This window comes from Levilactobacillus acidifarinae DSM 19394 = JCM 15949 (genome assembly GCF_001434835.1).
Classification (GTDB): domain Bacteria; phylum Bacillota; class Bacilli; order Lactobacillales; family Lactobacillaceae; genus Levilactobacillus; species Levilactobacillus acidifarinae.
On the sequence record NZ_AZDV01000009.1, the window covers coordinates 39277 to 52876 of the forward strand.

Below are 13600 nucleotides of genomic sequence, written 5' to 3' on the forward strand. Positions count from 1 at the left end.
CACACGAACTTAGTCTGGGGACTTTTTTCACTTAACGCCCTACTCACTGCCAGCACTCCCGTTAGCCCCCGTCACCTAGTTAGAAAGCGAGGTCCTTAGCATGCGACACCTCAACACCGCCATGCAACTTTACCTAAGCGGACTCCTCCTCTTCGGGATCAGTCTGTTTCTACCCGCCCCATTATCGGCGATTGGGTTGCTTCTGGCCACCGGCCTTGCCGGTTATCACGTCACCTTTGAAGGTCTCCAGGATACCCGATCTGCCAGTCGCCAGCACCACCGTTTCACCCCCAACATCCACCTCTTAATGTTTCTTGCCGCCGCGGGAGCCATCCTCATCGGTAGCTTTCGCGAAGCCGCCTTACTGATGCTGATCTTTGCCGGGGCGCACTTTCTCGAAGAGTACGCCGAAGGCAAAAGTAACCGTGAGATTACCGCGTTACTGGACCTCAACCCCCTTGAAGCCCGCCGGCTAACGCCCCAGCACACCGTTGAATTAGTTGCCGTGAGTGACCTGGCGGTGGGGGATCAACTCCAGGTCCTTAACGGCGATCAGGTGCCCACTGACGGCACCATCACCCGGGGCACCGCCGTAATCAACGAGGCCACCATTACCGGCGAAAGCCTTCCCCGCGAAAAACGAGTGGGGGACCCCGTTTACGGTAGCACCCTCAACGGCGACTCCAGCTTTCAAATGGTGGTCACCAAAACTAGTGAGGAAACCACCTTCGCCCAAATCGTGGCCCTAGTTCAACACTCCCAGACGTCTTTGGGCCACACCGCCACCTGGATTGAGCGCTTCGAACCCCGCTACGTCAAGGTCGTCCTCGCCCTGATTCCGTTCGTCTTTTTAAGCAATCGTTGGCTGCTCGGCTGGACCCTAGCGACCAGTCTTTACCGCACCATCGTCTTCCTGATTGCCGCTTCTCCCTGTGCGTTGGCCGCGGCCGCCGTTCCCGCCACCCTTGCCGGGTTGTCCAACCTGGCGAAACAGGGCGTTTTGTTTAAGGGCGGCCACACCTTAACCGAACTCACCGAGCTACGCGCCATTGCCTTTGACAAGACGGGCACGCTGACCCAGGGCCACCCCCAGGTCACGGACGTGAACTTGGCCCCCACGGCCGATCCGCAGCTGGTCGTGAACCTCCTGGTCGCCATGGAGCGGCAGAGTAATCACCCCCTCGCCACGGCCATCACGGCCCATTTCACACCGACGCACACCCTGCCGCTAACCGTCACCAATACGGTAGGAATTGGCCTGCAAGCGACCTACCACGGCCAGTCGATCGTGATCGGAAAACCCACGGCGTTTCCCGCTTTACCGGCGGACGTGGCCCAAATCATCCACGACCTGACAACCCAGGGAAAAACGATTGTGTTACTCGCCATTGACCAACAGATTCAACTCTTAATCGCCCTCATGGACCAGCCCGCCGAACACGCGGCCGCCACCGTGGCGTACTTTAACCGGCACCAGATTCACACGGAGCTGATCACGGGGGACACCCTGCTCACGGGCCAAGCCATCGGCCGCCAACTACACGTCCAACACGTCAGTGCCAATACGCTCCCCACCTCTAAGGCCGCCCTGATTGCGGCCCAACAACGGCGCTTTAAGTCCGTGGCCATGGTGGGCGACGGGGTCAACGACGCCCCCGCTCTCGCCCAAGCCACCATTGGTATCGCCATGGGCGCCGGCACGGACGTGGCCATCGACGTCGCCGACATGGTGCTCATGACCAACGATTTGACCAAACTCACGACCGCCCACCGCTTGTCGGCGCGCCTTCAACACATCGTCCGGGAGAACCTCTGCTTGGCGTTGGCCGTGGTGGTTCTCCTGATGATCCTTAACGTTTTACAACTGACCGACATCGCCTGGGGCGTCGTCCTTCACGAGGGTAAGTACGCTGGTGGTCATCTTAAACGGCCTACGGCTCCTGTTAGCTAAATGATGCATGGGTTGTCGTTCCCCAAACCAGGGCACTTCTAAGCCCAACGTAAAATAGAGGAGGTTCGCGTAATTCGCGAACTTCCTCTATTTTTATCAGTATGAAGGATTTAAAGCTAAGTTAGATTGGTTGAATTGCTAGTTCACAATGAACTTTGGTGCTTGTTGTTGGTCGACTCGAACCACGTTCTTGGCCACGATAGCCGCCATGGCATCCCGCGCTTCCACGGTCGCGTTCCCAACGTGCGGGGTCAAAATTACATTGTCGAGTTGTTTGAACCCATCGTCCACGTGCGGTTCCGCTTCGTAAACGTCTAACGCTGCACCAGCGATTTCCCCGTCCTTTAAGGCGGTTAAAAGTGCGGCCTCGTCAATCACGGGTCCCCGTGCGGCGTTGATTAAGTAGGCGGAGGATTTCATTTGCCGGTACTCCGCAGCCCCTAACATGTGGTGGGTGGCGTCGTTCAACGGACAATGAAGACTGATCACGTCACTTTGGGCCACTAAGTCATCCAAGGACACAAACTTAGCGCCTAATTTAGCTTCCGTGGCGGCGTCTAACTGGTTCCGCTGGGTGTAGATGATCGACATGTCGAAGGCCTTCATCCGTTTCGCCACGGCCTGGCCAATGTCGCCCAAGCCTACGATGCCCAGCGTCTTACCGGCCAATTCGTGGCCTAAGAAGAACAACGGTGCCCAGCCATCAAAGCCCTTGGTCCGCATGAGCTTATCGCCTTCAACCATCCGGTGGGCTAAGGTAATGATTAACCCGGTCGTCACTTCGGCCGTCGAAACGGTCGAGGCGCCCGGCGTATTTGTCACCGGAATGCCCTTCTCCCGGGCATACGCCGCATCAATGTTATTGAAGCCGGCACCGTAGTTCGCAATGATCTTCAATTGCGGATCTGCATCGATCACGTCACGATCCACCTTAGTTGATAAGGGGGTAATGAGGTAATCTTTGCCGACAATTCGTTTCAACAAGTCGTCTTTCGTGATTAATCCACTGCCGGTATAAATCTCAACGTCTAATCCCGCCGTCTTTAAAATTTCCAAAGCCGATTGCGGAATCGCTGCAGTTACTAAAACACTAGTCATGAAATGTCACTCCTTCTACAATTTTCAGATCATTCCGTTGGTTCTTCTTTAATGATAGCGCTTTTATTGGGCGGTGTAACCACCATCCACCACAAATTCGGATCCGGTGGCGAATTTCGCTTCATTAGAGGCTAAGTAAACACAGATGTAGGCAATATCGTTCGGTTCCCCGATGTGGCCCATTGGCGTCTTGGTCCGCGCAGACATCGCGGCTTCGGCCCCTGGTAAATCATCGACTAACGGCGTCTTGATGTAACCCGGGTGCACGGTGTTGACCCGCACGTCGTAGTCCTTTAAGGCACAATCTAAGGCTGCCGACTTGGACATGATCCGCACGGCCCCCTTGGTCGCGTTGTAAGCGCCCAGGTTCGGATCGCCCACAAAACCTTCGATCGACGACATGTTGATGATGGAGGCGCCCAGGTGTTTGTTCTTCATCCGTTGAATCCCTAAGCGCGTGCCGTAGAAGACCCCGTCCAGGTTTACGGCCAATTGTTGCTTCCATTCGGCGGTCGTGGTGTTTTCGATACTCTTGTTCACGGCCATCCCCGCGTTGTTCACGATCGTTGTGACCGGTCCGAAGGCCTTTTCCGTGGCGTCAAATAACTTGAGCCAACCGTCTTCGTCCGTCGCATCGTGTTGGAAGAACTGAATTACGTCGGGACCCCCAACGCTCTTAGCGGCCTTTTCCCCGACGTCGGCGTGCCGACCCGTGATCATGACTTTGGCCCCTTCGGCCACGAATTTATCCGCAACGGCTAAGCCGATTCCTAAGGTACCGCCCGTGACGATGGCGACCTTTCCTGCTAAACGATCTGTCATTTTCTCGTACCTCCAATGATTTTTTAAAATTCGCTACCCATTCCCAATCAATCTTTCAGTGTTGATTAAGTATAGCTAATTCGAGTGCCCGCCTTGCCCTGCAACGCGAGATCCGCTTCTTCTAGTGAGCAAATGATGGCCGTTCGCCCGGTTTTGGCGAACTCAATGCCGGCCTCAATCTTCGGCCCCATACTCCCCGCGGCAAATTGCCCTTCATCCAGGTACCGTTGGGCTTCTTTGACACAAACCTCTTCCAATTTCTGTTGATCGGGTTGGCCGTAGTTAATGTATACGTTGCTGACGTCCGTCAAGATCACCAGGATCTCGGCATTCACCTGTTCCGCTAATTTACGACCCGTGCGATCCTTATCAATCACCGCTTCTAGGCCGCGGAGGTACCCGTCTTCAGTTTTGTAAACCGGGATGCCCCCACCACCGCCCGCGATGACGATGATGTTTTGTTCGAGTAAGTGATTAATGGCGTCAATACCGTGGATCAGTAAGGGCATCGGGGAAGGCACGACGCGCCGGTAGCCGCGGCCACCGTCTTCGACCATGTCCCACCCCTTCGTCGCCTTAAGTTCCTTGGCTTCGGCTTCCGTGTAGAAGACCCCCACCGGTTTCGTCGGGTGGTCGAACGCGGGATCGTGTCGATCCACTTCGACTTCCGTGACCAGGGTGGCCACGTTAGCTGAGGACTGATTCTTCCGTAAGGTATTCTTCAGCGCTTGTTCTAACATATAGCCAATGAAGCCCTGTGATTCACCGTTACAAGCATCTAACGGTAGTGGTGGGACCACCTGCTTGGCCATGTCATTTTGCTGTAAGATATTACCGACCTGTGGCCCGTTACCGTGGGTCAAAACGATTTCATAATCCATCGCTTCGATCTTAGCAATCTGTTCGGCACTCTTTTTCACGTTTTCCATTTGTGTTTCAAAACTCGGTTCCTGTTTGGGTTGCAGAATCGCGTTACCGCCAACTGCAATGACCACTCGTTTGGCCATTTGGAGACCCCCCTTTCAATGTTGTGGGTTAAACGCTAGTGCGGACATGATGCCCGCCAAGCAATCGATTCCCGACGTATTGCCGTAATGAATGACTGCCGCCAGCAGCGCGGTCACCGGTTGGGTGACGGGCGCGCCTTGTAAGTACGCCATCAAAGCTAATAACGCACTGCTAAACTTGTGCTGCAAACCGTAAGCCAAGTAACTCCGGCCCACCGCGGTCGTGTAACGTTCCGATTGAATCCGACAGGCAATGGCGTCTCGAAGCCGCTGATCTTGCGTGGTTAAGTCGGCGACCAACAACCAGCCCAGGAGAAAATCATCGCCGGAAGGGGTCAAGCCCCGGCCCCGGCCGATGAAGAAGTCCACGCCCCACTGCACCGTGACCGGGGTGGTCAACCACAGCAGTTCCTTAGGATAAGGCGTCGTGGCCAGGTCGAGGAACTGTCGAAACGGGTGATCGAACCCCGTCAGTTGCATGACTTGACCACAGGCAGTTTGCAGGGTTTGAATCCGTTGAGCCACCAGTGGTGCTGGGTCTAACGTCGCGTTAAACGTTGCCGTTAAGTTAAGCGACCACCGGGTCTGGTACGTATCCAAGTAAAACGTCCGTTGTCGAAACGTAATTCGTTGCACGTCGCGAATCTGTCGGTGTAACGCGGTAAATTCCGCTGGAGGAAGGTAGAGTCCACCTGGTAACAGCTTGGTGCGATCACCAGTCACAATCACCAGGGTGGTCTGCTGTTGATTTGTTAAATTAAAGGTATGTTCAAAGACACTATGAACATACCAAGTTCCTTCCTCTAGCGTTAGAAAATCTTGGTCGCCGTAAACGGCAACGTTATGCTGGCTGCGTAACAAACCCTAGCTTCTTGGCGTAGGCTAAGACCGCCTTTTCGAAGCAGGCCATCGGTGGATTAACAGTCCCTGCCCCAATCTGTCCTAGTCCCGCTTTCTTGTTCGCAATCCCGGTGTTGATTACCGGTAAAATGCCGGTTTCAACCACTTTACGGGCATCGATCCCGATGGAGATTCCCCGGAAGTCCCAGGTTGGGATGGGGAAGTTCGGGTTAGCGGCCGTGGTAATTTCGGTCATGTCCTCACTGGTATGCAGGGCATCGAAGAACCCACCCGTCCCCACGAACCGGGTAACGGCAGGGGCGGCGATCATGGCAAAGCCCCCGACCCCAAAGGTTTCGGTAATGGCACTATCCCCCATGTCCGGCGAGGCGTCGTCTTCGGAGAATCCGGAGAAGTACAGCCCCTTCGGCGTGTTTACGGGACCGGTAAACCATTCGTCCCCCATGCCGGCGATCCGAATACCAAATTCATACCCGTTCCGGCACATGGCCGTCACGATGGTACCTTCTTGAATCTGCCGGGCGCCATCCATGACGGCCTTCGCGGAGGCCATCATGATGTTTAAGAAAAATTGATCCGTATCCGCGAGAAACTGGATCACGTCTTGTTTTTCCTGTTGGTCGATGTCTAAGCTGACAATGCTGGGCGCCATTTCCTTCAAGAAGGCTAACGACGCGGCAATGTTGCGTTGGTGGAATTCATCCCCCATGGCCACCGCTTTGGCAATTAAAACGTTTACATTCAACGGTTCGCGAATCTGTAACGCTTTGCTCAGAGTTGGGCCTAAGACGTCACGCATCCACCGTAACCGGTTGATGACTTCCGGACCGTTGGCACCGAACCGCAGCACGGCCCCAATCCCTTCGTTCATGGTGCAGTAAGCGCGGTTCCCGTCCGTGCGGTTTTCCACGATCACAACGGGCATGTGCGCGGAGGTAATCCCGCCCATCGGGCCCACGGCGTCCACATGGTGACACGGAATCAGCGTCACTTCACCGCTTTCCATCAGCCGGCGGGCGTCGTCTTCGTTAGCGGCCCAGCCTTCGAATAGGGCGGCGCCAATGCAGGCCCCCTGCACCGGATCAATCATGTGATCGTAGGTGATGGGTGGTCCCGCGTGTAGTAAGACCTTACCGTGTTTGAATTCATCAATCACGTCCATTGCCGGAACAACGTCTAAGAGGAATGGTGAACCGGCGATAATTTTAGAAACGACGGCTTGGTTCGCCTCGTCAATCGTTTTATAAGCCATTCATTACACCTCCATTGGTTGTTCTAATGAGACCTTGTTTAAGAACAGCAGGGCCCTTTGCAACTCGACGTTCCCACCAGCAATCGGGTGCCAATCGAATTGAATGGCGTGGCCCCCGTTTTCGTTAATGGCGTCGGCGAAACTATCTAACCCAACGTTGATAAAGTCCGTCACGTCCAGGAGTTTCCGCATGGTGTCCGTCACCACGGGCATCGTCACGTGAGAAGCCTGTTCTGGTAACACGGCTAACGGTTGTTCGTCGATCGATTGTCCCACAATGGCCAGCGCCGTCTTCACGGCCTGGGCGTTGTTCTGGCACAGAATCACTCCGGCGTCCGTCAACGTCTTCTGTTGTTGGGCGTAGTCTTGCGGGTCGATATCCGTGCCAACGATGGTCCCAATCACGGGCAATTGTCGACCCTGAGCACGCGCGTCACTGATAACCTTCTTAATGGCCCCTTCTAATTCACCGGCCATGTTATCGTGCGCTCCGTACCCCAACACGATGTCGATCAGAATGGCGGCCGTTTCCGGGTCATTCCCCGCTTCAACCATCATTTCCTTACGCTTCGTCGCGTCGATCATCGGGTGCGGCCGTCCCTGCGTAAAGACGTCGTCGCCTAAATCAATGACTTCGTAACCGTCTTGCTTCAGGATGTAACCGTCGACCCCGTTTTCGGCGTGCAGGTCTAACGCGTCGTTCATCAGTGTGGCTGCTTCGTAAGCTAACGTCCCACCGGAGTAGTACCCCTTGATGTACTTTTGTTGGGGTTCCAATTGAACGTCCGGCACCGTCAACGGCGCTTCGTCGATCTGCGGTCCCTTCCCGTTCAACAAGTTCACGGCAATCTTCGCCGTTTCTTCTAGCGTGTACGCCCGGTAGAGACCCTCTTCGTGGGCTTCTGGCTTTTCGCCCAAGAAGATAGCCACCACGGGTTTGTGGGCGGCCCGTAACAGGTCAACCACGTCATCGCGAACTTCCTTTGCCGGCGGCTTGGAGATCGCCACGATCACCTTAACGCTATCGTCTTGATCTAACAGCGCGATGCCGTCCTTAAAGGTCGTGCCCTGAACCGCGGCCTTTAAATCCCGGCCCCCGGTCCCGATGGCGTTGGTCACGCCCGCACCCAACTTATGGATGATGGTCGTCACTTCTTGAATCCCGGTCCCAGAAGCCCCGACGATGCCGATACCGCCCTTGCGCACGCGGTTGGCGAAGGCTAACGGTAACCCGTTCGCAATCCCCGTTCCACAGTCTGGTCCCATCAGCAGCAGGCCCTTTTCGTGTGCCAGCTTCTTTAGCCGGGCTTCGTCTTCAATCGTCACGTTATCACTGAAGCAAAAGACGTGTTTGCCCGCATCCAACGCTTTTTCAACTTCGTTAGCGGCGTAGACCCCCGGTACCGAAATCAGGGCCACGGGTGCGTCCTTGCCCAGCTCTAACGCCTTATCCCAGGTCTTGACGCGTTCGTTGCCCGCGTCTTCGTCGTTGCCTTTACCCTGTTCGTCCAGGTAGACCTGAGCCTTCTCCATCAGATCATCAATTTGATCCGCATCGTCCACGTCCAGGACAATCACCATGTCGTTAGGCGTCGCGTCCTCTAATTCTGTGGTCGCTAAGCCCCCCGTCTTGAAGATGTCCTTGTTAGCAGGCGTGCCCATCATGACCTGAACGTTGTTGACGCCGTCTAAAGTTTCTAGATAGTTCGTCAGCAGCATGAGGACGATGGAGTCCTGATAACTGTTTTTTTCAATAATCGTATGCAGCATTTAGTGATCAACTCTCTTTCGAAAAAATTTATTCGGCGAAAGCGCCTTGACCATCGTACTTATCGAAGTGCACCGTGTCGCTCTTCAGATAGTCGTAAATTTCGGTCGCCACTTCAATTCCGTTCGCCATAGCCTCTTTCCGTCGAATCTGGCTCCGTTCACCTGGCAGGTAAACCTGGTCAAACCCTTTAGCCGGTGGCATCTGGTGGAGTTCTTCGGTCATCTGTTGAACCCGTTCCTTGAAGGCCTTAAGGTCGGTAAACTTCTTCGGATCCATCAAGATGTAGAATTGACCGAGGTTCCGTTTTTGCGTCAAGTCGGCGTACATCGAGGAGACGTGCTTCCCGAATGGTAAGCCCAACATGGAGCCGGCCATAACATCGACTAACATCATCAACCCGTAACCCTTAGGCCCGGCAATCGGTAACAGGCCCCGGACCGCGTGAGGATTGGTGGTTGGGTTCCCGTCGCCGTCAACGGCCCAGGTATCCGGAATGGCGCGATCCTTAGACCGGGCATCGAGGACTTTCCCCCAGGCTTGAACCGTGGTGGCCATATCGAAGACCAAGGCTTCACCACTGGACCGGGGAGCGGAAAACGCAATCGGGTTAGTCCCGAAGTAGTTTTCACTGCCCCCAAACGGGACTACCATTGGATCGGATTGGCACATTGCCAACGCCACTAGATTTTCTTCGGCCGCCCGTTTCACGTAGTAGGACAGCATCCCACTGTGACCGGTCTTTTCCACGCCGACCGCGGCTAAACCGGTATCTTTAGCCATCTCAATCGCGTAGTCTAACCCGCGGTTGCAGACGTACTGGCCCATCCCGTTATCTCCGTGCACGATCCCGGTCGAGGTCCCCGTCTTTTCAAACGTAATCTGGGGATCTAAATTGACGCCGCCCTTGGCGATTCGTTCGGCGTAGTAGGCCACCCGCACCGTCCCGTGGGAGTGAATTCCACAAGCGTCCGCATAGGTTAAGTGCCGGGCCGTTTCTTCGGCGTGTTCTTTCTTCAGTCCCGCCGCAATAAACTTGTTCATCATTAAGTCTTGTAATTCTTGCGCATCTACTAAGGTAACTCCGTCTGCCATCGTATTTCCCTCCAAGCGGTTGGTTTAGATTTCTGGGTCGCGGTTCGCATCCTTCGAGTAAACGTAAGCCAGTGGTTCGTCGCGGCCAACGGCGTAAGCGGCTTGTGGTGAGTAGGAACCCATGTAGAGGTAATCGCCCTTTTCAACGGGGTACCAGCCGTTATCCAGGTTGTACATCCCTTCACCGCTGATCAGGTAAGCGCCGTGTTCTTGGTAATGCGTTTCGATGTAAGCGTGGCTAGCCCCTGGTTCGAAGGACAGGATGTGCATGTTCATGTCGAAGCCCAAGTCATCGGTTGGTAAGAAGTCCCACAGTAAGACGTCGGTCATGCCTTCGTACGGTACCGGCTTGTGGTCGTGAATGTTACCCACGATCTTGTAAGCCTTGTGACCGGCTAATGGTTGGTAACGCTTCTTGTACAGGAAGACTTCGGTTGGCTCGTCTTGGGCGTTTTCCATCTTCATGATGACGCTTTCAGGGAAGTAAGCGTAACCGCCGGCTTCCAGCACGTTGTCTTCTTGGCCGTCGGAAACTTTCAGCTTCCCACTGACCACGTAAGCGACCGTTTCGATGCCTTCGCCACCAAAGCCGGTGTGCTTGCCACCCTTTTGGAAGGACGCAATGTAGTCAACGAAGTGCGCGCCCAACCGTGGCGTGCCCATGATGGAAACGTCCACGTTTTCAAAACCAGGAACCGTGTTCTTCACTAAGCCGTCGTGGGGAATCAACGCAAAGTTGCCTTGCTTAACCACTGACCGTGACCCTAATAACGTTTTTTGGTAACCAGTACGATTGTTTTTGTAACCCATTTTAAAGACTCCCTTTTTTAGTTGAATGTGTGTGTAAACGCTACTTGTAAGCTAATTCGTATAACGTATCGGCCATTAACTTCACGCCTTCGACCAGGTCTTCAAACTTGGTATTTTCGGCGGGGTTGTGACTAATGCCCCCGATACTTGGGACGAAGATCATGGCCGTTGGGTAAACCGGCGCGATAATTTGTGAATCGTGCCCCGCGCCACTGTGCATCACGCGGTACTTGTACTTGCCAGCTTTGGCCTTGTCTTCGATGGTCTTGACGATCTGGTCACTCATTGGTACGGGCTTTTCGTCCATCCATAAGTCGATCGAAATGTCTAAGCCCATTTCCGCAGCAACCTGCGTCATCATATCCGTAATTTCTTTGGTAAATTGAACTAAGTATTCGGCGTCCGTGTGCCGGCAATCCATGGTGAAGAGGACTTCCCCCGGAACCACGTTTACGGTGTTAGGCTTCGGCACCACTTTCCCGAAGGTCAGAACCAATGGGTCGCCAACCTGATGGGCCTTATCCAAGGCGTTGTTGATCATCTTGGCCATGCCGTAAACCGCATCGTGCCGGTAGCTTAACGGCGTGGTTCCCGCGTGGTTAGCTTCACCCTTCAACACGATGTCGTAGCGCCGTTGACCAGCAATGCTGTTCACAATCCCGATCTGTTCGTGTTCTTGTTCCAGGATGCTGCCTTGTTCGATATGTTCTTCCACGAAGGCCTTGATGTCGTCGCGCCGCGTCTGCTTAGGGCTAAAATCGAAGCCCTGGCGCCGCATCTCGTCCACAAACTTCTTGCCGTCGGCGTCCGTCGCATCCTGCACTTCGTCGTTGTTGGCCACGCCCACGAAGTTCTTGCTGCCCCAGAAGGCGAACGGAAACCGACTGCCTTCTTCTTCGGCCATCGAAATGACTTCTAAGGAACGCTTAGGTTGGCCGTACTTGGCAACCAAGTATTCTGCCGCCGTCAACGACGCACAAACCCCAAACTGACCGTCGAGCTTCCCACCGTTGACCACCGTGTCAATGTGCGAACCAGTCATGATGGTTTCATCCGGATTTTCAGCGCCTTCGATGCGGCCGAATAAATTCCCCACGTCGTCAAACGTCGTGGTCATCCCGAAGGATTCCATCTGTTGTTTGACGTACTTCTGGGCTTCCAACCACGAATCCGTGTACAATAACCGGGTCATCCCACCAGTGGGATCACTCCCGATTGAAGAAACTGCTTTAAGTCGTTCATCAAGTTTCGTTGCGAGTTCCATTGTTCCGAACCTCCTTCATACTTTGTTACAACCCAATTGTATGCGCTTTCATAATTGCTATCATTGGACGCTTTAGCCAAAGATAATCCTTTTTTTGTCCACTATAACCTATACTGAATTAGATTAGAGGAGTCAGCGTTTCCGGCTAATCAATCATCATTTTAATGATTCCATGTACAGCCTGGAGGCGACCTATTTTAGCGCGTATTCTTCCCCAACTAAAAGGTGCTTGGCGGTCACCCACCAAGCACCCTTCGACTGTATTAATTGGTTAATCAGATTATTCGGTCACGGCCGTTTGGGCCCCAGCTTTTTCGATAAATTGGCCAGGGAAGCCACTCACAACCCCTTGGTCCTGGCTGTAGATCGTTTGCCCCCGTAAGATGGTCTGGGCCACTTGGGCGCCAATCTGACGGCCAATGTATGGGCTGATTTGGTTACGGTATTCCAAGTCTTCGGCCTTCAGCGTGTACGGTGCGTTGGGCTTGATCAACACGAAGTCCGCGTCTTTACCGACACTGATGCGACCCTTTTGGTCCAGGTTGTACCGGTCGGCCGGATTAGCCGCGATAATTTCAGCAAAGTGCTTCAACGACATCCCCCGCTTTTGAACGGCTTCGTCGTACATCACGTCCACGTCGTTTTGCACGCCCGGAATTCCCCCCCAGGCTTCAAACGCGTTATCCGTGTCCTTTAAGTCCGGCGTACATGGGGAATGGTCGGACGTCACGAAACTAATCGCGCCGGCTTCGACCCGGTCCCACAGCGCGTCTTTTTGCGCTTGTTCCCGGATTGGTGGGGAACACTTAACCACTGGTCCAATGGCGTCCAATTCATCCTTGGTAAAGTACAGGTAGTGAACACAGGTTTCACAGGTAACGTCCACACCCTCGGCTCTCGCCTTGATGACTTCGTCGACACCTTCCTTGCAGGCCACGTGACAAATGTGAATCCGGCAACCCGTTTGCTTGGCCATGAAGATGGCCTTCTTGATGGCCATGACTTCGGTAAAGGCCGGTCGGGTATCCACGTAGTCCGCTAAGGTCGTCTTCCCCTCGGCCTTGGCAATCTCGCCTAAGCGGTCGGTAATCGCGGCATCTTCGGCGTGAATCGCTAAGACTTTCCCGGTCTTGGCAATCTGCTTCATCCCTTCGTACAGGGAGTAGTCGTCGACGTTTTCAAAGTCCCCGTCGATGGACCGATCCCCACAAGTGGCTAAGAAACACTTGTAGCCGGCAACACCACCGTCGTCCAGTTCTTGAATGCCCCCCTTTAAGTTGGTGGGCACCAAGCCCCCGAACGAGGCCACGTCGACCTTTAACTCGTCCTTATGGGAATACTTTTCTTCCAGGGTCTTGCCGTCAACCGTTGCCGGAACCTGGTTTAATGGCATTTCCATGAAGGACGTGACCCCACCTTTGGCACAAGCGGCCGTCCCGGTGACGTATCCTTCCCATTGATCCCGGTAGCCGCCACCCATTGGTGTGATGTGCACGTGGGCGTCCACCATGCCGGGACTCACAACGAGACCTTGGGCATCGATAACCCGCTGACCATCCAAGTTCTCGCCGATGGCCGTAATCTTACCACCATCTACGGCAACGTCCGTGTTGACCCCACCGTCTTCGAGAATCACTAACCCATTTTTAATGACTAATTCATGACTCATGTC

10 protein-coding genes and 1 pseudogene are annotated in these 13600 nt (G+C 54.4%); 1 reads left to right on the plus strand and 10 read right to left on the minus strand.

Annotation, left to right across the window (positions count from 1 at the left end; genetic code table 11):
- The first annotated feature begins 100 nt into the window (after window positions 1-100).
- Window positions 101-1955 (plus strand): annotated as a pseudogene (locus tag FD25_RS05945) (heavy metal translocating P-type ATPase).
- A gap of 134 nt (window positions 1956-2089) precedes the next feature.
- Here the strand turns inward: FD25_RS05945 and FD25_RS05950 are convergent.
- The 10 genes from FD25_RS05950 to allB form a co-directional block, all read right to left on the minus strand.
- A complete protein-coding gene (locus FD25_RS05950; protein ID WP_057802340.1) occupies window positions 2090-3049 on the minus strand; it encodes a 2-hydroxyacid dehydrogenase family protein in 960 nt (319 codons plus the stop codon).
- 63 nt (window positions 3050-3112) lie between these two features.
- On the minus strand, window positions 3113-3871 hold the full coding sequence (locus tag FD25_RS05955) for an NADP-dependent (R)-specific alcohol dehydrogenase (RefSeq protein WP_057802342.1): 759 nt from the start codon (window positions 3869-3871) through the stop codon (window positions 3113-3115).
- Between the two features lie 65 nt (window positions 3872-3936).
- Window positions 3937-4878 carry a carbamate kinase gene (gene arcC / locus FD25_RS05960; protein WP_057802344.1) on the minus strand — a complete coding sequence of 314 codons (942 nt, stop codon included), beginning with the start codon at window positions 4876-4878 and terminating at the stop codon, window positions 3937-3939.
- Window positions 4879-4893: 15 nt separating this feature from the next.
- Window positions 4894-5739 (minus strand): oxamate carbamoyltransferase subunit AllH family protein, encoded by an 846-nt coding sequence (locus FD25_RS05965; RefSeq protein WP_057802346.1) that lies wholly within the window; start codon window positions 5737-5739, stop codon window positions 4894-4896.
- On the minus strand, window positions 5720-6991 hold the full coding sequence (locus FD25_RS05970; protein WP_057802348.1) for a YlbE family protein: 1272 nt from the start codon (window positions 6989-6991) through the stop codon (window positions 5720-5722). Before FD25_RS05970 ends, FD25_RS05965 begins: the two co-directional genes overlap by 20 nt.
- Before the next feature lie 3 nt (window positions 6992-6994).
- Window positions 6995-8761: an acyl-CoA synthetase FdrA gene (gene fdrA, locus FD25_RS05975; protein ID WP_057802350.1), complete on the minus strand. Its 1767-nt coding sequence runs from the start codon at window positions 8759-8761 to the stop codon at window positions 6995-6997.
- A 28-nt stretch (window positions 8762-8789) separates the two neighbouring features.
- Window positions 8790-9854, minus strand: coding sequence for an ureidoglycolate dehydrogenase (allD, locus tag FD25_RS05980; protein WP_057802352.1), 1065 nt, complete (start codon window positions 9852-9854; stop codon window positions 8790-8792).
- A gap of 24 nt (window positions 9855-9878) precedes the next feature.
- Entirely contained in the window at window positions 9879-10664 is a 786-nt protein-coding gene (gene allE / locus FD25_RS05985) for a (S)-ureidoglycine aminohydrolase (protein WP_057802354.1), read from the minus strand.
- Between the two features lie 40 nt (window positions 10665-10704).
- Window positions 10705-11928 (minus strand): allantoate deiminase, encoded by a 1224-nt coding sequence (gene allC / locus FD25_RS05990; RefSeq protein ID WP_057802356.1) that lies wholly within the window; start codon window positions 11926-11928, stop codon window positions 10705-10707.
- Between the two features lie 280 nt (window positions 11929-12208).
- Window positions 12209-13597 carry an allantoinase AllB gene (gene allB / locus FD25_RS05995; protein ID WP_057802358.1) on the minus strand — a complete coding sequence of 463 codons (1389 nt, stop codon included), beginning with the start codon at window positions 13595-13597 and terminating at the stop codon, window positions 12209-12211.
- Between the last annotated feature and the right edge of the window lie 3 nt (window positions 13598-13600).